Source organism: Corynebacterium glaucum, assembly GCF_002287505.1.
Taxonomy (GTDB): Bacteria; Actinomycetota; Actinomycetes; order Mycobacteriales; family Mycobacteriaceae; genus Corynebacterium; species Corynebacterium glaucum.
In genome coordinates this window covers 2,152,369-2,173,444 of sequence record NZ_CP019688.1, presented here as the reverse complement: position 1 = coordinate 2,173,444, position 21,076 = coordinate 2,152,369, and the positions used below count along the sequence as shown (strand labels likewise).

The 21,076-nt window shown below is 63.7% G+C and carries 21 protein-coding genes; 14 read left to right on the top strand and 7 right to left on the bottom strand.

Annotated elements, in window-relative coordinates; genetic code table 11:
- Positions 1–28 precede the first annotated feature (28 nt).
- A complete protein-coding gene (locus tag CGLAU_RS10615; RefSeq protein WP_095660673.1) occupies positions 29–2,749 on the top strand; it encodes an ATP-dependent Clp protease ATP-binding subunit in 2,721 nt (906 codons plus the stop codon).
- Between the two features lie 20 nt (positions 2,750–2,769).
- A complete protein-coding gene (locus CGLAU_RS10610) occupies positions 2,770–2,940 on the top strand; it encodes a DUF4236 domain-containing protein (protein WP_095660672.1) in 171 nt (56 codons plus the stop codon).
- A 7-nt stretch (positions 2,941–2,947) separates the two neighbouring features.
- Here CGLAU_RS10610 and CGLAU_RS10605 read toward each other — a convergent pair whose 3' ends face one another.
- Positions 2,948–5,449: a hypothetical protein gene (locus tag CGLAU_RS10605; protein WP_095660671.1), complete on the bottom strand. Its 2,502-nt coding sequence runs from the start codon at positions 5,447–5,449 to the stop codon at positions 2,948–2,950.
- A gap of 111 nt (positions 5,450–5,560) precedes the next feature.
- Positions 5,561–6,433, bottom strand: a complete 873-nt coding sequence (locus CGLAU_RS10600; protein ID WP_198304926.1) for an HhH-GPD family protein — start codon at positions 6,431–6,433, stop codon at positions 5,561–5,563.
- Between CGLAU_RS10600 and CGLAU_RS10595 the strand changes: the two genes are divergently transcribed.
- Together CGLAU_RS10595 and CGLAU_RS10590 are read left to right on the top strand one after the other, a co-directional pair.
- Positions 6,432–7,034, top strand: a complete 603-nt coding sequence (locus CGLAU_RS10595; protein ID WP_095660670.1) for a carbonic anhydrase — start codon at positions 6,432–6,434, stop codon at positions 7,032–7,034. The two genes, CGLAU_RS10600 and CGLAU_RS10595, sit on opposite strands and share 2 nt — an antisense overlap.
- Before the next feature lie 9 nt (positions 7,035–7,043).
- A complete protein-coding gene (locus tag CGLAU_RS10590) occupies positions 7,044–7,730 on the top strand; it encodes a hypothetical protein (RefSeq protein WP_095660669.1) in 687 nt (228 codons plus the stop codon).
- 7 nt (positions 7,731–7,737) lie between these two features.
- Here CGLAU_RS10590 and radA read toward each other — a convergent pair whose 3' ends face one another.
- Both radA and CGLAU_RS10580 read right to left on the bottom strand, forming a co-directional pair.
- The gene (gene radA, locus CGLAU_RS10585) at positions 7,738–9,096 is read right to left on the bottom strand and encodes a DNA repair protein RadA (RefSeq protein ID WP_095660668.1); all 1,359 of its coding nucleotides are present in this window, start codon (positions 9,094–9,096) and stop codon (positions 7,738–7,740) included.
- Between the two features lie 6 nt (positions 9,097–9,102).
- Positions 9,103–9,648 (bottom strand): hypothetical protein, encoded by a 546-nt coding sequence (locus CGLAU_RS10580; protein WP_095661178.1) that lies wholly within the window; start codon positions 9,646–9,648, stop codon positions 9,103–9,105.
- Positions 9,649–9,807: 159 nt separating this feature from the next.
- Between CGLAU_RS10580 and CGLAU_RS10575 the strand changes: the two genes are divergently transcribed.
- From CGLAU_RS10575 to CGLAU_RS10530, 10 genes are all read left to right on the top strand, one after another.
- Complete coding sequence (locus tag CGLAU_RS10575; protein WP_095660667.1) at positions 9,808–10,395, top strand: CarD family transcriptional regulator; 588 nt, start codon at positions 9,808–9,810, stop codon at positions 10,393–10,395.
- Positions 10,391–11,104 (top strand): 2-C-methyl-D-erythritol 4-phosphate cytidylyltransferase, encoded by a 714-nt coding sequence (gene ispD, locus CGLAU_RS10570; RefSeq protein WP_095660666.1) that lies wholly within the window; start codon positions 10,391–10,393, stop codon positions 11,102–11,104. Before CGLAU_RS10575 ends, ispD begins: the two co-directional genes overlap by 5 nt.
- A 197-nt stretch (positions 11,105–11,301) precedes the next feature.
- Complete coding sequence (locus CGLAU_RS10565) at positions 11,302–12,144, top strand: hypothetical protein (protein ID WP_095660665.1); 843 nt, start codon at positions 11,302–11,304, stop codon at positions 12,142–12,144.
- 16 nt (positions 12,145–12,160) lie between these two features.
- Positions 12,161–13,510 (top strand): IS256 family transposase, encoded by a 1,350-nt coding sequence (locus tag CGLAU_RS10560; protein ID WP_095658980.1) that lies wholly within the window; start codon positions 12,161–12,163, stop codon positions 13,508–13,510.
- Between the two features lie 94 nt (positions 13,511–13,604).
- Complete coding sequence (locus CGLAU_RS10555; RefSeq protein WP_232507109.1) at positions 13,605–14,204, top strand: HNH endonuclease signature motif containing protein; 600 nt, start codon at positions 13,605–13,607, stop codon at positions 14,202–14,204.
- Positions 14,205–14,227: 23 nt separating this feature from the next.
- Positions 14,228–14,821 (top strand): Type 1 glutamine amidotransferase-like domain-containing protein, encoded by a 594-nt coding sequence (locus CGLAU_RS10550; protein WP_095661177.1) that lies wholly within the window; start codon positions 14,228–14,230, stop codon positions 14,819–14,821.
- 1 nt (position 14,822) lies between these two features.
- Complete coding sequence (gene ispF, locus CGLAU_RS10545; protein ID WP_095660663.1) at positions 14,823–15,296, top strand: 2-C-methyl-D-erythritol 2,4-cyclodiphosphate synthase; 474 nt, start codon at positions 14,823–14,825, stop codon at positions 15,294–15,296.
- A 31-nt stretch (positions 15,297–15,327) separates the two neighbouring features.
- Complete coding sequence (gene cysS, locus CGLAU_RS10540) at positions 15,328–16,677, top strand: cysteine--tRNA ligase (protein ID WP_095660662.1); 1,350 nt, start codon at positions 15,328–15,330, stop codon at positions 16,675–16,677.
- On the top strand, positions 16,678–17,625 hold the full coding sequence (gene rlmB, locus CGLAU_RS10535) for a 23S rRNA (guanosine(2251)-2'-O)-methyltransferase RlmB (RefSeq protein ID WP_095660661.1): 948 nt from the start codon (positions 16,678–16,680) through the stop codon (positions 17,623–17,625).
- Between the two features lie 27 nt (positions 17,626–17,652).
- A complete protein-coding gene (locus CGLAU_RS10530) occupies positions 17,653–18,627 on the top strand; it encodes a LacI family DNA-binding transcriptional regulator (RefSeq protein WP_095660660.1) in 975 nt (324 codons plus the stop codon).
- Here CGLAU_RS10530 and CGLAU_RS10525 read toward each other — a convergent pair whose 3' ends face one another.
- From CGLAU_RS10525 to thrE, 3 genes are all read right to left on the bottom strand, one after another.
- Positions 18,628–19,086, bottom strand: coding sequence for a hypothetical protein (locus CGLAU_RS10525; RefSeq protein WP_095660659.1), 459 nt, complete (start codon positions 19,084–19,086; stop codon positions 18,628–18,630).
- 1 nt (position 19,087) lies between these two features.
- Complete coding sequence (locus tag CGLAU_RS10520; RefSeq protein ID WP_095660658.1) at positions 19,088–19,477, bottom strand: histone; 390 nt, start codon at positions 19,475–19,477, stop codon at positions 19,088–19,090.
- Positions 19,478–19,542: 65 nt separating this feature from the next.
- Entirely contained in the window at positions 19,543–21,003 is a 1,461-nt protein-coding gene (thrE, locus tag CGLAU_RS10515; RefSeq protein ID WP_332461811.1) for a threonine/serine exporter ThrE, read from the bottom strand.
- Positions 21,004–21,076 lie beyond the last annotated feature (73 nt).

The window sequence follows — 21,076 nt, the reverse complement described above, 5'->3', positions numbered from 1 at the left end:
GATAGCGTTTTAGGAAGGGGTCAACTTCATGTTTGAGAGGTTTACCGATAGGGCCCGTCGCGTCATCGTGCTCGCCCAAGAAGAAGCTCGCGCGCTGAACCACAATTACATGGGCACCGAGCACATCCTCCTTGGCTTGATCAAAGAGGGCGAGGGTGTAGCCGCCAAGGCTCTCGAGTCGATGGGCATCAACCTAGAAGATGTCCGTCGAGAGGTCATCGACATTATCGGCCACGGCACGCAGCCGGTCACCGGGCATATTCCGTTTACCCCGCGCGCTAAGAAGGTTCTTGAGCTCTCCCTCCGCGAGGGTCTGCAGATGGGCCACAAGTACATTGGCACCGAATTCCTGCTTCTCGGCCTCATCCGCGAGGGCGAAGGCGTTGCGGCACAGGTGCTGATCAAGCTCGGCGCTGACCTGCCGCGTGTGCGTCAGCAGGTTATCCAGCTGCTCTCCGGTTACGAAGGTGGCGAGGGGCAGAACCCCGAGGCGCCCCAGCAGCCGGCCGGCGCGTCTGCTGGACCGGGGCCGCGCGGTGGCGGCAGCAGCCAGGGGGAGCGCTCCAACTCGCTGGTACTCGATCAGTTTGGTCGCAACCTCACTGCAGCCGCCAAGGAGGGCAAGCTCGACCCGGTTGTCGGTCGCGATAGGGAAATCGAGCGCATCATGCAGGTGCTCTCCCGCCGTACCAAGAACAACCCGGTGCTAATTGGTGAGCCTGGTGTGGGTAAGACTGCCGTCGTCGAGGGGCTTGCTCTGGACATCGCTAACGGCAAGGTTCCGGAGACCCTGAAGGACAAGCAGGTTTACTCGCTCGACCTCGGCTCGCTGGTGGCCGGATCGCGCTACCGCGGTGACTTTGAAGAGCGTCTCAAGAAGGTGCTCAAGGAGATTAACCAGCGCGGTGACATCATCCTCTTCATTGATGAGATCCACACGCTCGTTGGTGCCGGTGCGGCAGAAGGCGCCATCGACGCGGCGTCGCTGCTCAAGCCGAAGCTTGCTCGTGGCGAACTCCAGACCATCGGTGCGACGACACTCGACGAGTACCGCAAGCACATCGAAAAGGATGCCGCGCTTGAGCGTCGCTTCCAGCCTGTGCAGGTCGACGAGCCGTCCGTCGAGGACACCATCACGATCCTCAAGGGTCTCCGCGACCGCTACGAGGCACACCACCGTGTGTCCTACACCGACGATGCTCTCTCGGCTGCAGCGAACCTCTCGGATCGCTACATCAACGATCGATTCCTGCCGGACAAGGCCGTCGATCTCCTCGATGAGGCCGGTGCCCGCATGCGCATCAAGCGCATGACCGCTCCGGAAGAGCTGCGCGAGGTGGATGACCGCATCTCCGAGGTCCGCAAGGAGAAGGAAGCTGCGATCGACGCGCAGGACTTCGAGAAGGCCGCTGGTCTTCGCGACACCGAACGCAAGCTCGGCGAAGAACGCGCGGAGAAGGAAAAGAAGTGGCGCTCCGATGATCTCGAGGAAATCGCCGAGGTCGGCGAGGACCAGATCGCTGACGTGCTCGCGCACTGGACCGGTATCCCGGTGTTCAAGCTCACCGAGTCGGAGTCTTCGCGCCTGCTCAACATGGAAGACGAGCTTCACAAGCGCATCATCGGCCAGGACGAGGCTGTCAAGGCTGTGTCCCGCTCGATCCGCCGCACCCGTGCGGGCCTGAAGGATCCGAAGCGCCCGAGCGGTTCGTTCATCTTCGCCGGCCCGTCCGGTGTGGGTAAGACGGAGCTGTCCAAGGCACTCGCTGAGTTCCTGTTCGGCGACGAGGATTCGCTGATTCAGGTGGATATGGGCGAGTTCCACGACCGCTTCACCGCGTCGCGTCTCTTCGGTGCTCCTCCGGGATACGTCGGCTACGAAGAAGGCGGGCAGCTCACCGAAAAGGTGCGCCGCAAGCCGTTCTCCGTCGTGCTTTTCGACGAGATTGAGAAGGCGCACAAGGAGATCTACAACACCCTGCTCCAGGTGCTCGAAGAGGGCCACGTCACCGACGGCCAGGGCCGTGTCGTGGACTTCAAGAACACGGTGCTGATTTTCACCTCGAACTTGGGTACTGGCGACATCTCGAAGGCTGTCGGCCTCGGCTTCTCTGGTAGCACCGCTACCGACGCCGATGCGCAGTACGAGCGCATGAAGAACAAGGTGCACGACGAGCTGAAGAAGCACTTCCGCCCCGAGTTCCTGAACCGTATCGACGAGATCGTGGTCTTCCGCCAGCTCACCCAGGAAGAGATCGTGGAAATGGTGGATCTGCTCATTTCCCGCGTGGACAAGAACCTTGCTGCGCAGGATATGGGTATCGAGCTCACCGACAAGGCGAAGAACCTGCTGGCGCTCCGCGGCTTCGATGCGGTGCTGGGTGCGCGCCCGCTGCGCCGCACGATCCAGCGCGAGATCGAGGACGTGCTCTCCGAGAAGATCCTCTACGGCGAGATCGGTGCTGGCGAGATCATCACCGTCGACGTCGAGGGTTGGGACGGCGATGTCGAGGCGGCTCGCGAAGCACGCGGTACCGCGGCAGAGGGTGCGAAGTTCACCTTCACACCGCGCCCGCGCCCGCTGCCGGCTGACACCTTCGACGACGAGGAGGTCGAGGAAGAGATCCGCGAGATCGACCCGTCGCTGGAGGAAGCTCCGTCCACCGCGTCCGAGTTCCCGGACGAGCGTGACGAGTTCGACGATGACGACACCGACGGCGAGGGCCGCGGTCCGGTCGAGCCGGCCTAGGTCGGGTAATCTCTACGGCCATGGGTCTGCAGTACCGCAAAAAGCACAAGGTAGGGAAAAACGTCTGGATCAACCAGACCGGCACCGGCGCGTCAGTGTCCACCAAGGTCGGGCCGGTGACCTTCAACTCGCGCGGCGGGGTCTGGGTGAACCTGCCGGGCGGGATGAGCTACCGCGGTCGCTGGAAGTAGCGCCACGCTAGGCGCCCATCCGCTCGAGGATGTCGGCGTAAGCAGGTGACGCGTCCTCCTTGGACGCGAACTCGCTGAGATACATCGCGGTGAACTCCATCAGGTCCACCGCGCCTGCCTCGCGTGCGCGCTGCCACAGCGACTCGAAGACCAGCGCGGACTGTTCGTCGCGCCCCGCGTTGCCAAGCGCAAGAGCGTTCTCCCCAAGCAGCTTCCAGCTCGAGTGGTCGTCGCCAAGCTGCGCGAACACCTGGTAGCCCCAAGCAGACATGTCTATCGCCTCATTGTGGTGGTGGTCCCAGGTGAGTTCGCGAGTGAGCGAACAAACCGTGTTCGCAATGACGTCGAGGTGCGAAGGGGCATCCTCATCCTCCTGCAGCACCTGCACGAGGATGTTTTTGAACCTATCGCGGGCCTGCGGCCAGAGGTCAGCGAAGCTCGGATCCGCCAGCACCGCAATGAACCGGCAGGTGGCTTCGGCGCCCTCGAGTTGCGCCCATGGTTCGATGTCGAGCGAGGGATCATCAAGCTTCTCGCTCACTTGCTCAAAGAGACGCTCGACCTGGCGGTAGCGTTCGGCGTTGAGCAACACGTTTGCAGCAGACGCCAAGCGGGCGACGTAATTGGTCATGTCACCGCACTTCTCGGAAGCCAACGCTGCGTCGATAAGCGAAAAAGCTCCTGCTGCGGGGTTGCCGAGCCTGCCTAAACGAACCCCCTTCAGTGCTCCGAAGTGAGCGAGGGTGGTGGCTGGGTCCTCGACCTGCTCGGGGTCGATGGCGATGGCTTCCTCGACCGCGTTGATGAACGCGAGGATGTCCATGCTACGGCTTGATCGGATGGCGCGGGTGGTCAGGTCGCCGAGGAGCGGCAGCGACAACGCCTTGGTGTTGATGAGGCCGCCGGTGAAGTCGAAGAGGTCGTGGACGACGGTGGATGTGGCGTAGCCAGACTGTTGGAGGGCGTCGAGAATCTGCTCGGCGAAGACGCCGGCGCGGTTGGGGTCGATGTTGGCAGCGATTGGCAATGCGCGCATGCCCACGAGACCCGGGAACTGGCCGGGGAAGGTGACGTTGGCCAGCATGAATACCTCGATGATGGTGCGAACCTCCGGGTCGAGGTCGGGCTCGTCGGCGGTGTCGATGAGTTTGCCCATCACGCGCTGGGCGTGGTCCATGCCGCCACTGACGAGTTCTTCCCACAGTGGGCCAACCTTTGGATCTTCGGCGGCCCGGGGCGGGACCATCCCGGGGGAGAATTCGCCTTCCTCGCGGAACATCTCGCGAGCGAAGTCATAGAGCGCATCGTCGTAGCGGGTGTGGATTGGGTCGTAGCGCAGGGTGGAGTTAGAGAGGTTCTCCACGATATCCGCGGCCGTGTTGAAGTAGTCCTCGGGATTGAGCTGCGGGACGTGGAACGTCTGCTTGAGGCGGTTTAGGGCCTCGGTGTCGCCGTTGACCTCTTGGAAGTGCAGCGCGCGCTCGTGGGCGGCGCGGTAGAAATCCCTCGCCAGCGCAGCGCAAGTGGGATCAGTGCCGATGCCGTGCTCGAGCTGCCAACGCGGAGAGGTGAACCGGACCGAGACGATCTCGCCGAAGCCCTCCTCGGTGGCGAAGTGGAAAAAGCGGTAGAGCCCCTCGAGCTCCGTGGAGGTCTCCTTGATGAATGGCTCGGTGAAGTGCACGAGGTTGAACGCCTGGGTGTGCAGGCCGCCGAGAAGGAGAAACGTCGCGGTCTGCAGGATCGCGCGGGTCTGCTTCGGGTCAGCGAAGGAGTGCTCGAGGACCAGCAGGGAGCGCTGGACGGAGGTCTCGGTGTCGACGGTCTCCGCCAGCGGCAGGAGGGACTCAGCGACCATGGCCATCGGCTGGTTGGAGTGAATGAACCCGCCGTCCATCATCGCGGACACGGTTGCGTCGCACTCTTTGAGCATGCCCTCTTGCAGGTAGACCATCGCGGCGAGGTCGTAGCGATGCAGCCAATCGGCTTCATGGATCTCTCCGGAGTGGACGGCTTCGGGCGAGGGCAGGTAGCCGTCGAGAAGCGGCAACGCTTTGGCGCTTTCCCCAAGGTTGACGTAGGCGCTGATCTGGGTGTGGCGCAGCATATCCGGGTCGTCGAAGACCCGCGCAGCGAGGTTGAGCAGGTGTTCGACGTGGCGTCGCGAGGTGCGCTCCGCGAGCCACCACATCATGAAGTCGGTGACGTCCTGGAACCAGTTGCCCTCATCGAATGGGTGCGCGGGGAAGCGTTCTGGGTGGGCTTCATGCATGCCGAGTAGAGCCTCGTACTCCTCGAGCGCGTTGGCGGGGTCGAGTTCTGTGCGGGGGAGGATCGCGTGCAGACGCATGCGGTAGGCGAGCTCCTCGGCCGCCTGATCCTCAGCGTCGATGTCGCAGAGCTGTCGGACGAGCTCCTCTACCTGGACGAGAAAATCCGTTTGCGGGAGGCCGTCGTAGGCCTGCTGCAGAAGCGTTCTCCACTGCGCATCGATACCTGAGAGTTTCATAAGTTTCAGTAGTACACCGGAGTCTGGGAGTCCGCTGGCCGGGGGGCCGTAGAGTATCCCGTGCGAATGCTGGGGGTCTATCTCAGGTTGGGAAATGGCGTGTTCAGGCGCTTACCGGGGGAGGTGGAACAGGCCGTGCTCGTCTTGGACCGCAAGGCCGTCGTCAAGCAGCGAGAAGAGCGCACGGGAGCGCTGCGCCGCGTCCGGCCACACCACGTCGATCGCTTCCTGCGGCACCGGCGCATCCGCGTCGCGCAGCACCCGCATGATCTTGCCGCGCACCTGCCGGTCGGTGCCCGCGAACTTCTGCGTGGAAAGCTTCACCTCGCCGGCGGGCTTGCCTGCCGCCACCCACGCGCACTCGCTGACCGGGCAGGCCTCGCACTTCGGCGCCCGCGATGTGCACACCAGCGCGCCGAGCTCCATCAGGCCGACGGAGAACTCCGGGCCGTTTTCTACCGGCAGCAACGCCGCCACCTCGGCGATCTCCGCCTTGCGCGGCTTCGCGTTCTCCTCGCCGCGCTCGGCGCGGGCGTACACGCGGCGCACGTTCGTATCAACCACCGCCACGTTCTGTCCGTACGCGAAGCACGCAACCGCCCGCGCGGTGTATTCGCCGATGCCCGGCAGCGCCAGCAGGTCATCGACATCGTCGGGAACGGTGCCGCGGTGAGCGTCGACAATCGCTTGCGCGCACTCCTTGAGCCGCAGTGCGCGGCGCGGGTAGCCGAGCGTCCCCCACGCGCGCAGAATTTCGTCGGTGCCGGCCGCCGCGAACGCCGCCGGGGTGGGCCAGCGCGCGATCCACTCCTGCCAAATCGGAGCGACGCGCTCCACCTGGGTCTGGTGGCTCATCACCTCGGAGAGCAGCACGCCCCACGGGGGCACCCCCTCGGCCCGCCACGGCAGGTCACGCGCGTTTTCGCGATACCACGCAATGATTTCGGCAGATTTGATCACAATGAGTGCCAGAATATAGCCCATGCCTACATCAATGACATCCCGCGAGGTCTGGGACGCCCTCCTCGCCGGCAACGAGCGCTTCGCCACCGACAATCTCGCCACCCCGCACCGCGACACCAGCCGCCGCAACGAAATCATCAGCGGGCAGGACCCAATTGCGGCAGTCGTCGCGTGCAGCGATTCGCGGGTTCCGGTTGAGTTGCTTTTCGACGCCGGACTCGGCGACATCTTCGTCATCCGCACCGCCGGAGGCTGCGTCGACTCTGCGGTGTCCGCATCGGTCGAGTACGCGGTGGATGTGCTTGGCGTGCCGCTAGTTCTGTTCCTTTCCCACGAGGGCTGCGGTGCAGTCGGCGCGGCTGTCAAGGCCGTGAACAACTCCGAGATCCCTTACGGCCTGACGCGCGTGTTTGTGGAGAAGATCGCGCCGTCTGTGATCGAGGCGCACAGTAAGGGCCACACCGACCCAGCCGAGATCGAGGCGGACCACGCCCGCATCATGGCAGAACACTTGGAGGACCGTGCGCCCGCGGTGAAGGCCCGCGGTGTAGGCGTTGTGGGTGCAAGGTACCGGCTGGACACGGGCCGCGTCGAGACCGTTTATGAGCACTTCGGTAGTTAAAGTGAGTGCATGACAAACCAGCGACCGCACCCACCTGAGATCTACATGCGCCGCAGGGTCGCGGCGCTCGTCGTCTTGCTGGTGCTGGCCGCGTTAATCATCTGGGGGCTGAGCGCGTGGGCGGGCAACTCCGGCGGCGACGACGAGGCCACCTCCGCCACAGCCACCGAGCCGGCCCCAGTCACCGAGCCGACGGTGCCGGCGCCCGAAGAAAGCACCTCTGCTTCGAGTGAAGCCTCTTCGACGGTGTCGAGTACTGCGGCGTCGACGGAGCCGTCGTCAAGCGAAGAGCCTCTTGCAAGCGGCAAGTGTGAGCTTTCTGACCTGCGAATTTCCGCTTCAAGCGACAAGCCTTCCTACGGTCCGGACGAGCAGCCGACGTTCTACATGATGGTGGACAACCCGACCGACACCGACTGCGTGCTGGATATTAGCGACGGCGATCTGCGGTTCGAGGTCTACGACATGGCCACGAACCAGCGCGTGTGGGCGGATACGGATTGTTACCCGTCGGTGACCACCGGGCGGCAGACGTTTGAGGCCGGCACCGAGAAGCCGTTCGAGGCGCGCTGGTCGCGCGCCGACTCGAAGCCGGGGCAATGCGACGGACGCCAGCCGGTGCCGGCGGGATCGTACTACCTGCACACTGTGATCGGCGATAACGCCTCCGACGCGATGCCATTCAACTTAAGTTAGTGCTGGGTTAGAGTCCGGCGAGGATTTTCACGGCCTCAGCCAGGGTTTTGGCTTCGTGGACGCGCAAGCCGTCGATCGCAAGGGGCTCGCCAAGCTTTGGGACGATCGCTTGCGTGTAGCCCAGCCGCGCTGCTTCTTGCAGCCGGCGGCCGAGGTTGGGAACGCGGCGCAGTTCTCCTGCGAGGCCGACCTCACCGATCACCACCGTCTTGGGTGGCAACGGCTGTTCGTGCAGGCTGGACCAGGTGGCGAGCGCGACTGCGAGATCGGTGGCGGTCTCTGTGATGCGCACGCCCCCGACGGTGGCCACGTAGGCGTCCTTGTCGTTGGTGCGCTCGCCGCAGCGCGCTTGGAGCACAGCGAGCACCATGGGCACGCGGTTCGCATCAAGCCCGGTGACCACGCGGCGCGGCGACTTGTTCACCGGGTCGACGGTGAGCGCTTGCACCTCAGCGAGCATCGGGCGCACGCCGTCCATGGCCACGGTCACCGCGGAACCGTCCGGGGTCTGGCCGCGGTGCGAGAGGAAGAGCCCGCTGGGGTCGGGTACCTCGCGGATGCCGTCGGCGGTCTGCTCGAAGCAGCCCACCTCGTCGGTGGCGCCGAAGCGGTTCTTGATGCCGCGCAGCATGCGTAGCGACGACTGCCGGTCACCCTCGAAGTTCAGCACCACATCCACCAGGTGCTCGAGCACGCGCGGGCCGGCGACGTTGCCGTCCTTGGTCACGTGCCCCACGAGCAGGATGGGCAAGTTAGTGGTCTTGGCAAGCGTGGTCAGCGCTGCGGTGACCGCGCGGGATTGCGCGACGCCGCCCGCGACACCTTCGACACCTGCGGCGTGCATCGTCTGCACCGAATCCACGATGAGGAGGGAGGGCTTCACCTCATCAACGTGGCCGAACACGGTGTCCAACTGGGATTCGGCGGCGAGAAACAGCGTGTCCTTCAGCGCGCCGGTGCGTTCCGCACGCGCGCGAACCTGGCCGGCGGACTCTTCGGCGGTGACGTAGAGCGCGCGGCGGTCGTTACCCGCCCACTTGCTGGCCACCTCCAACAGCAGCGTGGATTTTCCCACGCCGGGTTCGCCCGCCATCAAGACGACGGAACCCGGCACCACGCCGGAGCCGAGGACGCGGTCAAGTTCCCCAATTCCCGACTTGATTGTGTGCGTCGCGGTGGCGTTTATCGCCGTGATCGGCTGGGCTTTGGTAGTTGGGGTTAAAGGTGCCGTCGATAAGCGGGGGGCTCCTTGAGCTTCCTGCTGAAGGGTGCCCCACGAGCCGCATTCCGGGCAGCGGCCGAGCCACTTAGGCGACGTGTAGCCGCACTCAGAGCAGGTGTGGACCACCCGCTGCTTTTTGGCCACTAGTGGTTACTTGGTGATGTCGCGGTCGCCCTCACCAGCCGGCAGCAGCGGCGCAGACACGGTGGCCGGGACGTTCAGGGTGCCGGCGTCGAAGGTGAACTGCACGTCCACGTTGCCTGCGTAGGCGAAGTCCTGGTTCGGCAGGGTGGTCTCGATGTACTGGAAGCACTCGTTGTCGTACCGCGGCATGCGCTCGAGGCCCTCGGCGGAATCGCCGACGATGACGCAGTTGTAGCCCATCGCCTTCGGCGCCGGGCTGAAGTTGACCTCTTCGCCGTTGACGGAGACCGACTGCAAGGTGTGCTCCGCCATGGACGTGTCCTGGTTGGTGGCGGCGAACTTCAGGGCGGCGGTGCCTTCCTCGGAGAGCACGACCTGAACGTCCTGTACGGAGACCTCGTCGTTCTCGGTGAACGCGGTTGCACCGTCCACAGCTGCTACCTGGCTGGAGGTCTGGGTAATCTGACCAGCGGAGCAGCCGGCGAGCGCCAGCGCAGAGGCGGCGACGAGAGCGGCGACCGGCTTCAGGGACTTCACGAGGGTGTCCTCCATCATTTCGTTGCTAGGCAATTAATTGGCAATTCTGCACATTTACATTAGTCGCAGAGTGGGCAGATTGTGCATTTATGGGTGGGGTAAACTTTTGGCAGTGGGTGAACGCGGGGGCCTGTACTGTTAAATGGTCACGTAAACAAGCGCGAGGAGAGTTGCATGGAATTCAAAGTCGGCGAAGTGGTTGTGTACCCGCACCACGGCGCTGCGAGGATCGCAGACATTGAGCAGCGCGAGATCGGCGGCGAAAAGCTGGATTACCTCGTGCTGCAGATCCTCCAGTCCGACTTGGAAGTTCGCGTGCCTATCAAGAACACCGAGCTTGTCGGTGTGCGCGACGTGGTCAATGAGGAGGGCCTGCTGAAGGTCTTCTCGGTGCTGCGCGAGACCGACGTTGAAGAGGCCGGCAACTGGTCGCGGCGCTACAAGGCGAACCAGGAGCGCCTGGCTTCCGGCGACATCAACAAGGTGGCCGAGGTTGTGCGCGATCTGTGGCGCCGCGACCAGGGCAAGGGCCTTTCCGCAGGTGAGAAGCGCATGCTTGGCAAGGCGCGCCAGATCCTCGTGGGCGAGCTGGCGCTGGCGGAGCCGGTGGATGAGGCCAAGGTGTCCGAGATGGAGTCACGCATCGGCGAGATCATCGAGGAGCAGATCAAGGCCGGCATCATAGAGGATCCGGAAGACATCCTCGACGACGACCTGGATATGGACGACATCTCCTTCGACGACGAGGACGACGAAGATTAGTCGACGCGTCGTTGCCGTTGTCGCCGCCGCCGGGCAAGGCACGCGGCTTGGCGCGGCGGTGCCGAAAGCGTATGTGCCGCTGCGGGGGCGCTCGCTACTCGAGCGGTCGGTGACGGCGATGGAGACCTCCGGGGTCGTCGACTCTGTGGTCGTGGTGGTCAGCCCCTCCATGGAACCCGTCGCGCGCCGCTTGCTTCAGGGGCATTCGGTCACCTTCGTGCACGGGGGAGCGGAGCGGGCCGACTCAATCTGGAATGCACTCAGGGCAATTTCGCTTGACGACGGCTGCGTGCTCATCCACGATGCCGCCCGCGCCCTCACCCCACCGGGAATGATTGCTCGCGTGGCACGGGCCGTGTTGGAGGGTGCCGACGCCGTCGTGCCCGTAGTGCCGGTGGCGGACACGATCAAGGTGGTGTCGGGGGACGCGGTGACGTCGACCCCAGACCGTTCTTCCTTGCGCGCGGTGCAGACGCCCCAGGGCTTTGATCTTCGCACGTTGCGCGCGGCGAACGAGGCGTACTTCTCCGGTGCGCAGGATTTTGTGGCCACTGACGATGCATCCTTGATGGAGTGGTTCGGCGTGGACGTGCGCACCGTGCAGGGCGACCCGATGGCGTTCAAGATCACCACCCCAATCGACCTGCGGCTGGCCACCTCCATCACCGATGAGGTTGAGCCGACTGTGTTTGAGGTTCCCAGCGAGTAGCTGACATGTTCGAACGGCCCCGGCGAAGTGTTGTCGGGGTTTTGTAGTCTTTGGGTTGGCATCACGTTGGTGTTCGGGTGCGGCAGGTCGTCGATAAGCGATGCGAAAAGTTTTTCGATGTGACGCTTGTGCTTTCGAATGGCTTTCGATATTATTGCCTGTAGTTGGCTGGGGTTAATTCGGGAAGGGGTGAGACGATGAGCTATTTCGCGACAGAGCGCGAGGGCGATGAGCTGTGTGCGGCTGGGCAACGCGCGCGCGACGTGGAGTACGAGGTGTTTGCGCGCTATGCCGAGGCGGAGTTCGCGGAGCTTGACCTGGAGCTCGAATGTCGGCGGGTCGGGGAGGCGTTTGGACGCAGCAAAGCATGGGTTGAGCAGGCGATCTTGGCGTACTACCGGCTCGGGGAATTACCGGCGCTGAAGGCCCTGCAGGCGGAGACTCGCCGGTTGGATGTTGTGCGGCTGGATGCGATCGGGGAGACCGTCGACCGGCTGCACAACCTGCCACGCGAGGAGGTGCTCGAAGAGCTCGATGCGTTCCTGGTCGAGATGTTCACGCCGAAGAAGGCTGGGCAGATTTTGCCGTCGGCAATGGCGATTCGTCGCAGACTCAATGAGCTGGTGCGCAAGATCGATGCCTCACTAGCTCCCGATCCGAAGAAGACCAAGCAGCGTAAGGACGAGAAGGACAGGCCGCTCGGTGCGTGCGAGACCACGTTCTATGGTCTGAATGATCTTGAGGCGGGTCTGAGCATCACCGGCAACGTTGGCGTCATCGCCTCGATGGAGCGCTACGTCGACCGGGTGGCCAAAGAGGGCAAGCTGACGCAGAGCGAGGCGGTCCAGGCCATCCTCACTGGCCAGTTGTGCACGAACACCAAGATAGTTTTGCACGTGTTCGCGCAGAAGACGGATCCGTCGTCGTACTTCATACCCAACTTCGGCTGGACCGACGCTGACGGTACCGCGTGGCTTGAATCGCTGATGGAGGAGTCCCCGGAGGGTGTCAGGAGTTTTGTGTGTGAGGCTCTGATCTGAAGGAGTTTCACCGATAATGACTACGGTGTCACCGAAGAAAAGCCATGACCCGGCCAGGGTCAATGAGATCAGCGAGAAGCTGATGGATAACCCCGAGCTCGCCAAGCTCATCGGGGAGCTGTCCACCTCCACCGACGATGCCAGCGAGCTGGTCAAGGGGCTTTTACAGGCCTCGATCAATGCCGGTCTACAGGCGGAGATGGATGCCCATTTGGGCTATGAGCACTCTGACCGCAAAGCCAAAGCTGAGGTTGACACCCGCGGTGAGGATAACCACCGCAACGGGTCGTATACCAAGACCGTCGACTCTGGCTACGGCCCGCTGGAAGTAACCATGCCAAGGGATCGGGCGGGGACGTTTGCCCCGCAGATGGTGCCAAAGGGGGCCCGCAGGCTCACTGAGCTTGATGACATGATCATTTCCCTGTATGCGGGCGGGATGACAGTGCGAGACATCCAGCACCACCTCGCAACCACCCTCGGGGTGGACATGAGCCCCGATACGATCAGCACGATCACCGACGCGGTACTCGATGAGGTGATGATGTGGCAGAACCGACAGCTCGAAGAGTTCTACCCGGTGATCTTTCTCGACGCATTGCGGATCAAGATCCGCGATGGTAACCGCGTGGTCAACAAGTCCTGCTACATGGCCGTTGGTGTCGACATGGACGGCATCAAACACATCCTTGGGTTGTGGATCGCCGGTAACGAAGGTGCCGCATTCTGGGCGTCCGTGTGCGCTGACCTTGCCAACCGTGGGGTCCAAGACGTGTTCATCGTCTGCTGCGACGGGCTCAAAGGCTTACCCGATGCGGTGGAGGCAACCTGGCCGAACTCGATGGTGCAAACCTGTATCGTGCACCTGATTCGGGCTGCGAACAGGTGGGTGTCCTACCAAGACCGCAAACCCGTATCGAGTGCGTTACGGGAGGTCTACACCGCACCGAACGAGGACACCGCCCGCGCCGCCCTGGACGCGTTCGAAGCCTCTGAGCTAGGGCGCCGCTACCCGCAGTCGGTGAAGGTGTGGCGTGATGCGTGGGAGCAGTTCGTGCCGTTTTTGCAGTTCCCGCCAGCGGCCCGGAGGGTGCTCTACACCACGAACGCGATCGAATCGCTCAATGCTGAACTGCGCAAAGCTACCCGCAACCGGGGCCAGTTCCCGAACGACACCGCGGCGCTGAAGACGCTGTGGTTGATGATTTGCAACATCGAAGACAAACGCGCCGCCCAGCGGGCGAAGAAGGCAAAACGGGCAATCGAATGCAACGGCTATATTGAAGGGGCGAAAGCCACCGGGTGGAAACAAGCCATCAACCAACTAGCCGTGGCATACCCCGACCGATTCGCGGACTACCTGTAAACCAAGCCCCCGCACACAAACAATCGGACACCCTCAGTCCCCGCCACAGATCATCGACCTCGACGCTGCCGCGGCATCCGTCACCGATGCCTACGTGCCCACCGACGCTATGAAGGCGTACGTGCAGGCGCGCGACGGCACATGTGTGTATCCGGGGTGCGATGTGCCCTCAACGAAGTGCCAGCTGGACCATCGCATTCCGTTCGACGACGGCGGCCCGACCACGCCCGCGAACCTGTTCTCACTGTGTCAGCGCCACCACAACATCAAGACCGATCGACGTGCGTTCTACGTCCCGGACCCCGCAACGGGGGAAATCGTGTGGCTGTTTGCCGACGGCACCTACTCCGTCGTAGAGCCGAACGGCATCCTCGAAGAATTCACTAGCCCGGACAAACCACGCTGGCGACAGACGATCGCTCAGCGCCGCGAACGCAAGGCCGTGATCGCTGAGTTCAACGCCCGGTGCCATGCTGCGGTCGAGCGATTCGAGGCGGACAACGACTACGAGGCGTGCGTTGCCGAGCTGGAAAAGCTCGAGAAAACTAGCGGCCTGAAGTTCCAGTACTGGCCGGAGGAGCCGATGGATCTGAAGATGCACCCGAACGAATGGAAAGAACTGCTTCGAAGCGCTTACCTGGACGGGCATATCACTGCAGAAGAAGCCGGGATCGAAGAACCGGTGCCGTTCTAAGCGAACTAGGTACGGTGGCTGACATGAAACTGCTTCTCGCATCTTTCCTCCACCCGCGATTGGGCGAGTTTTTCGACGGCGAGGTGTTGTACATCAACGATGCCGCGAAGAACATGGATGGCACTCCATTCGTCGAAGAGGAACGACGGGCACTCGCGGAGTGCGGAGAACCCACGACCGAGGTGAGCGTCGCTGAGCTCACGAACGAGGAGTTCACAGCGCTGCTCGACCGCTGCTCCGGCGTCTACGTGGCAAGCGGCGAATCCTTCGAAGTGCTCGAGGCGTTGAAACGCAACGGCAACGACAAGGTGTTGGCCGACGCGGTCAGAGCCGGCCTTCCGTACGCGGGGTCATCCGCCGGCGCCGTGATTGCCGGCCCGACCCTCGAGCACACACCGCCGATGGATGAACCCGCCGAAGACCTCAACCTCACCGACTTCAGCGGGCTCGGGCTGGTCAAACACTGCATCATTCCGCACGCCCAGGGCACGCTGGGGCCCTACCCGGCGTCCATGATCGGCGGCATGGTGGAAAAGTACGCAGCGGACTACCCGCTGCTTCTGCTGCGAGACGGTCAAGCATTGCTTGTCGACGACCAAGGGGAGCACCTGATCTGACATGACAAACCTGCGAGTGGGCAGCGCATTTGACGCGCATCAAATCCAACCCGGTAAACCATGCTGGATCGCCGGCATCCTCCACCCAGACTTCGACGGCTGCGAGGGCCACTCCGACGGTGACGTGGTCAGCCACGCAATCGTCGACGCGGTGCTTTCCGCGTGCAGCTTGGGCGACCTCGGCTCGTTCGTTGGCGTTGGCCGCCCGGAGTACGACGGGGTGCGCGGTGTGCAGTTGCTCGGCGAATTGCGCGGGCTCCTCACGCAGCACGGCCACACCGTGGTCAACGTCTCCGCTCAGCTCATCGCCCAAACCCCCAAAATGGCGGCTATGCGGGAGGAGTGCGAGCAAGTGCTTAGCGACGCCCTCGGTGCGCCCGTCTCCATCTCCGCAACCACGACCGACCACATGGGTTTCACGGGCAGCGGCGAGGGGCGCGCCGCGATCGCGACTGCGCTGGTGGAGCTTGCTTAACGACGCCTGCGTGTGAACTAGAGTTGGCGCTGTGACTCAACGCATCTACGACACCGCCACCCGCACGCTCCGAGACTTCGAACCGGTCAAACAAGGCCACGTCTCGATATACCTTTGTGGGGCAACGCCGCAGGCCAAGCCGCACATTGGGCACCTGCGCAGCGGTGTCGCGTTCGACATTGTCCGGCGCTGGTTCATGGCGCAGGGCAACGACGTCGCGTTCGTGCGCAACGTCACCGACATCGATGACAAGATCCTGACCAAGGCAGAGGAACACAACCGCCCCTGGTGGGAATGGGTTTCCACCTTCGAGCGCGAGTTCACCCGGGCGTATAACGCGCTCGGAGTCTTGCCGCCGTCGGTGGAGCCGCGCGCGACCGGGCACGTGACGCAGATGGTCGACTACATGCAGCGGCTGATCGCCAACGGCTACGCCTACGAGGCCGACGGCTCGGTGTACTTCGATGTGAACGCTTGGGTGAACGCAGGCGGGGACTACGGATCGCTTTCCGGCAACCGCCCCGACGAGATGAACCAGGGCGAAACTGACAACCGGGGCAAACAAAATTCGCTGGACTTCGCCCTGTGGAAAGCCGCGAAGCCGGGCGAACCTCATTGGCCGACACCCTGGGGCGACGGCCGTCCGGGCTGGCACCTGGAGTGCTCGGCGATGTCCACCTGGTACCTCGGTGAGCAGTTCGACATCCACGGCGGCGGCCTTGACCTGCAGTTCCCGCACCACGAGAACGAGCAGGCGCAGTCGCACGCGGCGGGAGACAAGTTCGCCAACTATTGGATGCACAACCACTGGGTGACCATGGCCGGGGAAAAGATGTCGAAGTCCATCGGCAACGTCTTAGACATCGATTCGATGCCGGTGCGCCCCGTGGAGCTGCGTTACTACCTCGGCTCGGCGCATTACCGCAGCGTGCTGGAGTATTCGCCGGGATCGCTGGCGGAAGCGGCGGCGGGCTATAAGCGCATCGAGGACTTCGTCAAGCGCGCCGGCACCCCGGAGCCGACGACGTGGACCGAGGGTTTCGCAGAAGCCATGAACGACGACTTCGCCGTGCCGCGTGCGCTCGCCGAGATCCACAACCTCGTCCGCGAGGGCAACAAGGCCGACGACACCGCCAAGACCGAGATCGCGGCCCAAGTGCGCGCGATGGCGAGTGTGTTGGGGATTGATCCTGGCGTGTGGGAGGATGCGTCGACAAGCAATGAAGCCCTGGGTGTGCTGGTGGAAGCTGAACTGGAGCGCCGCGCCGAGGCCCGCAAGAACAAGGATTGGGCCGAGGCTGACGCGGTGCGCGACCGGCTCGCGGCGGCGGGCATCGAGGTCACGGACACACCCGGGGGCCAGAAATGGGAGATGAAGTAGATGGCGAAGCCGTACGAGCGCCCCGATAAGCAAAAGAAGAACAAGAAGGGCCCGACGAAGGGTTCGGGCGGGCAACGCCGCCGCGGGCTGAAGGGCAAGGGCGCGACCCCGAAGGCGGAGGACCGCGTCTACCACGCGGCGCACAAACGCAAACTGGAGCAGCAGCGGCGCGCGCAGGGCCGCCACGAGCGGGAGAAAGCGGACCTGGTCGTCGGCCGCAACCCGGTCGTGGAGTGCCTGCACGCGAAAGTGCCGGCGGAGGCGCTGTATGTGGCGCTCGGCACCGCGCACGACGACCGTCTCAGCGAGGCCGTGACGCTGGCGAACTCGAAAGGCCTGCCGGTGCACGAGGTGCAGCGAAGCGTGCTCGATGAGATGACCGGCAACGGCATGCACCAGGGCATCGGCCTGAAGATCCAGCCGTACAAGTATGCGGACGTGTTCGACCTGATCGCGGGCGTCAACGACCGCCAGGAGACCGGCATGTTCGTGGTGCTGGATAACATCACTGACCCGCGCAACCTCGGCGCGGTGATCCGCTCGACGGCGGCGTTTGGCGGCCACGGCGTGATCATCCCGGAGCGCCGCTCGGCGCAGGTCACGGGCGTTGCGTGGCGCACCTCGGCGGGCACTGCGGCGCGTCTGCCGGTGGCCAAGGCGACGAATTTGACCCGCACCATCAAGGAATTCAAGGACAACGGCTACGTCGTCGTCGGCCTCGACGCGGGCGGCGAGCACACCCTGGATACCTTCGATCAGGCGACGGACCCGGTGGTCATCGTCGTCGGCTCCGAGGGCAAGGGCATCTCCCGCCTCGTGCGCGAGAACTGCGACGTCATCATGTCCATCCCGATGGTGGACTGGGTCGAGTCGCTCAACGCTTCCGTCGCGGCGGGCGTTGTGCTCAGCGAGTTCGCGCGTCAGCGACGTCAGCCAGGAAATCAGTAAGCAGCTGTACGCGTTACTATCGGCCGTATGCCCTCGCTTGCTTCGATTGCCGCAGAAGTTGGTGTGTCTCGAACGACCGTCTCCAACGCGTACAACAACCCGGAGCAGCTGTCGAAAGCGCTGCGTGAGCGGATCCTGGCGGTGGCAAAGGCGCGCGGGTACGCGGGGCCGGATCCGATGGCGCGCTCGCTGCGCACGCAGAAGACCGGGGCAATCGGGGTAGTGCTCACTGAGGCGCTGAACTTCGCGTTCGAGGACAAGGCCTCGGTCGACTTTCTCGCGGGATTGTCGGATATTCGGGATTATTCGCTGACGCTGATTCCCGACGGCGCGAGCATGCACGCCGCGATTGTGGACGGCATAGTGGTCTACTCCGTGCCCAGCGAAGATCCCCAGCTTGCGGATGCGCAGGCGCGGGGACTTCCGCTGGTGGTGTGCGACCAGCCGAAGGATGTCGAGGTGCCGTTTGTGGGCATCGATGACCGCAAGGCGATTAAGCCCGCGGCCGAAGCGCTGGTGCGCGCCGGGCACCGCCGTGTCGGGATTCTGACGAAGCGGATGTTCTCCGAGCCGTACAACGGCGAAGTTGAAGACGTCTCCTCGGCAGATCTGGTGGTGCAGCGCGAGCGCGTCCTTGGCGCGCAGGAGGTGCTGGGGGAGGTGCCGGTGGTCACGCGCCACCTGAACGACCCGGATTCCGCCGCCGACGGCGCGCGCGAGCTGCTCGGCCTCTACCCGGATCTCACGGCCGTTTTGTGCACCACGGACTCGATGGCACTCGGCGTGTTGGAGGCGTTCGGCGAAACGCTTTCGGTCACCGGTTTCGACGGCATCGAAGAAGCCAGGCTCCGCGGGCTCACCACCGTACTGCAGCCGAATCGGCGCAAGGGGGAGGCGGCGGGGGTGATGTTGCGCTCGCTTATCGACGGTCGCCCTACCGGCCCCGAACGCATCATCCTGGACACCGACTTCGTGCCCGGCAGTACCGTGTTTGAGGTGTAGTCAGAGGCGCCGCAGCCAGATGCTCGGCGGGTTCACTGCGTCGGGCGAGAGCACGACGCGCAGCTCTTCTTCAGAGGGTTTCGCCATTGCGATCGCGGTGCCCGGCTTGAGAAGCTCAGCCAGCTGATTGTGGGTGTGTCGGGCGCCACCGATGCACGAGTCGTCGTTAGTAATTGCCCCGAACTCGACAGTGTCGATGGCTGTGACCTGCTCATCGTCGTTTTGGGTTAGCGTGCCGGTGACCTCTGCGCACGGGGTGGTGCCGGCGAAGGTGGGGGTGTCTTTGGTGTCGGTGAGGCGGACGTTCACCGTGCCGGCCGCATCGGCGGGGAGGTTACCTGGCAGATCCGGCTCAGCGTAGATGGCGACAACCTGCCACGTTTCCTGCTGCGCCGAGGAACACGCAGTGACGGCGGCAGGGAAGCAGAGCGCGGCGGCGAGGAGAGCGGAACGCTTCAACCTAGTCCTCGGTGGTCGAGCTCTTCTTCGCGGCCTTTTTGGTGGCCTTCTTCGTGGTTTTCTTGGTGGCCTTCTTCGTCGCCTTCTTGGTGGTCTTTTTCGCGGCCTTCTTGGTCGCCTTCTTCTTGGAAGCCTTCTTTGTGGACTTCTTTGCCGTAGTCTCTTCAGATGCGTCGTCGCCGGACTCGGCGAGCTCCTGCTCGCGCTGCTCGTTGTAGCGCTTGTACACGAAGCCCTTCGGCTCAACGCCCAGCATGGACATCAGGGTGACACCATCGTGGAAGTCCTCGGCGTAGGTGGCCACAATCCGTCGCGCACCGGACGCCGTCTGCTCCTCCATCTCGATGACGGCATCGGAAGCGGGGCGGGAATCGGTGATCTTCGGTGGCACGTGGGCGGTCCTTTCTTTGCTGGGTGATTCTCGAGGTAACTCTCGGGACAGTCTAGCGCGCCCAACTACCGCTTCTTGCGACGCGGGCGCTCCGCCCTGCGGATCTGTTGGAAGGTGACGCGGCCCATCCGCTTGATGGCCCGGTACGGGCGGTAGAGCTGTGGGGCGCGGATGCGGCGGGCGAGCCACTCGCCAAACACCACGCCGCCGGCGAGCGCCATGCAGACTGCGATAGCGGAGAAGATGTTGCTCATGCCCACGACCATCTGCTCGTTCAGCACGGCGTACATGCCGCGGTAGATGCCGGAGCCTGGCAGGAACGGGGTGACACCGGCGACTGCCGTGATCACCGGCGGGATCATCAGGCGGCGGGCAATCAAACCACCGGCAAGGCCGACGACGGTGGCACATGCCGCGGTGGCGAGGAAGCGGTCTGTGCCAAACGGCAGCAGGAACACGTAGTACATTGCGGAACCTGCGGCGGCGGTGATGAAGCTGACGATGATGGCGGTGCGTTCCGCAAAACAGGTGATCGCGAAGGCGGCGGCAGCGGTGGCGGAGCCGAAAATGCGCCACAGGACACCGTCGAGTGAGGGACGCGGGGCCATAGTTTCCACCGGCGGCAGGCTCACGCCGACGATGTCGGTGAAGTAGAGACCCATTGCCACGCCGGCGACAATCCCGCCCGTGTTTAGCGCGGTGTTGAAGAACCGCGCTGAGGCGGTGAGTGGGGAGCCGGTCACGCCGTCGAGAAGCGATTGCACCAACGTTAGACCTGCGAGCAGCACCACAATGCCCGACGCAATGACCTGGCTGGGCACGACCGTGCGGCCGATTGAGGCGGCGAAGTCGTAGAAGATCGCGGCCGGGATGGTGGCAATGAAGCCGCCGAGGACGCAGTGGTAGAAGTACGGCAGGTCGTTGCGAGAGAGGACTTTGTTGAAGCCCATGATGAGGAAAGCGGTGATACCGCCGACAAGCGCCATGAGAAGGTCGCCGCCGAGCAGGATCGACACCGCCGCACCCATGAACGCACAGCCCAGCAGGAAGCGAGTGTTGCGGTATGGGATCGGGGAGCGGTCGATGTCGTCGAGGATCTTCTCCGCCATCTCGGGGCGCGTGGCGCCGGCGCGGATGGAGCGGATCAGGCGGTCGGCTTCCTGGAGCTTGTGGTAGTTCTCCGAAAGCATGGTGACCACGCGGAAGACGGTGACCGGGGTGCGGTCTTTACCGCCGATGACGGCGTTCATGGTGATGGTGTTCACCGTGATGTCGACGTGGCAGTAGTGCAGGCCGTACGACGAGGTCACGGTGCGAATCTGCGCAATCGCATCCGACGAGGTAGTGCCGTTGGCCATGAGGATCTCGCCGATGCGCGCGCCGATCATCATCACAGCAGCCACCTGATTGGGATCTGTCAGGTCGACCGGGGCGAGGACTGAGGGTGGGGGAGAGGTGCGGGCTTCGTCGATTGTCGCCACGCGTTGGCGCGAGCCGCGCATTCTGTCCCACAGTCCATTTACCACGCGACACACACTAACTCGTGGCACCGTTTCGCGCAGGTGCGGGGCCCGTGTAGGCTAATTCGAGCTTGAAAAA

Bases quoted from the DNA above. Each gene is read 5' to 3' on its own strand.
- CGLAU_RS10600 (WP_198304926.1), bottom strand. From the start codon at position 6,433: ATGGGCTATATTCTGGCACTCATTGTGATCAAATCTGCCGAAATCATT.
- CGLAU_RS10565 (WP_095660665.1), top strand. From the start codon at position 11,302: ATGAGCTATTTCGCGACAGAGCGCGAGGGCGATGAGCTGTGTGCGGCT.
- CGLAU_RS10595 (WP_095660670.1), top strand. From the start codon at position 6,432: ATGCCTACATCAATGACATCCCGCGAGGTCTGGGACGCCCTCCTCGCC.
- CGLAU_RS10575 (WP_095660667.1), top strand. From the start codon at position 9,808: ATGGAATTCAAAGTCGGCGAAGTGGTTGTGTACCCGCACCACGGCGCT.
- CGLAU_RS10550 (WP_095661177.1), top strand. From the start codon at position 14,228: ATGAAACTGCTTCTCGCATCTTTCCTCCACCCGCGATTGGGCGAGTTT.
- ispF (WP_095660663.1), top strand. From the start codon at position 14,823: ATGACAAACCTGCGAGTGGGCAGCGCATTTGACGCGCATCAAATCCAA.
- CGLAU_RS10615 (WP_095660673.1), top strand. From the start codon at position 29: ATGTTTGAGAGGTTTACCGATAGGGCCCGTCGCGTCATCGTGCTCGCC.
- CGLAU_RS10530 (WP_095660660.1), top strand. From the start codon at position 17,653: ATGCCCTCGCTTGCTTCGATTGCCGCAGAAGTTGGTGTGTCTCGAACG.
- CGLAU_RS10610 (WP_095660672.1), top strand. From the start codon at position 2,770: ATGGGTCTGCAGTACCGCAAAAAGCACAAGGTAGGGAAAAACGTCTGG.
- CGLAU_RS10590 (WP_095660669.1), top strand. From the start codon at position 7,044: ATGACAAACCAGCGACCGCACCCACCTGAGATCTACATGCGCCGCAGG.
- rlmB (WP_095660661.1), top strand. From the start codon at position 16,678: ATGGCGAAGCCGTACGAGCGCCCCGATAAGCAAAAGAAGAACAAGAAG.
- CGLAU_RS10580 (WP_095661178.1), bottom strand. From the start codon at position 9,648: ATGGAGGACACCCTCGTGAAGTCCCTGAAGCCGGTCGCCGCTCTCGTC.
- CGLAU_RS10605 (WP_095660671.1), bottom strand. From the start codon at position 5,449: ATGAAACTCTCAGGTATCGATGCGCAGTGGAGAACGCTTCTGCAGCAG.
- CGLAU_RS10560 (WP_095658980.1), top strand. From the start codon at position 12,161: ATGACTACGGTGTCACCGAAGAAAAGCCATGACCCGGCCAGGGTCAAT.